The sequence below is a fragment of the Komagataeibacter swingsii genome (assembly GCF_003207895.1).
In the GTDB taxonomy this organism is placed as follows: domain Bacteria; phylum Pseudomonadota; class Alphaproteobacteria; order Acetobacterales; family Acetobacteraceae; genus Komagataeibacter; species Komagataeibacter swingsii.
This window is the reverse complement of the sequence record NZ_NKUB01000111.1, coordinates 1-538: the sequence shown is the minus strand read 5'-3', so window position 1 is coordinate 538 and position 538 is coordinate 1. Positions and strand designations below refer to the sequence as shown.

Below are 538 nucleotides of genomic sequence, written 5' to 3'. Positions count from 1 at the left end.
AAAGATCAGGAAGCCGCAGGTATCAGTCACGATATGGCGCTTGCGGCCCTTGACCTTCTTGCCCGCGTCATAGCCCGAAAGCCCGCCGCTTTCCGTAGTTTTCACCGACTGGCTGTCAATCACGCCCGCGCTCGGGGAGGCTTCACGCCCCTCGATCTCGCGCAGGGTCATGACCAGCACCGTATTCATGACCTCGAACAGCCCGGTATCACGCCAGGCGTAAAAATAGCGCCTGACGGTCGAGACCGGCGGAAAGCATTTCGGCAGCAGGCGCCACGCGCACCCGGCCGAGGCTATGTAGAGCATCGCGTTGACCACCTCGCGCATATCAGTCGTGCGAGGGCGACCGCCCCGTTTCGCAGGGGGCACAAATGGCACGATCAAAGCCCATTCCCCGTCCATCATATCCGATGGATATCGCAGTCCTTCCCGGCTATGTTCACGTCGGGCAATACCAGTCCATGTCACCATTCACTCCATCTCTTCGTAAAGACGGATGAATCACAACAGGCTGGTATTGTTCAAAAACTTTCGGATC

1 pseudogene is annotated in these 538 nt (G+C 58.2%); it reads right to left on the bottom strand.

The features are described from left to right. Positions 1 to 471, bottom strand: a pseudogene (locus CFR76_RS17585) (IS5-like element IS1031A family transposase); the annotation flags it as partial. Between the last annotated feature and the right edge of the window lie 67 nt (positions 472 to 538).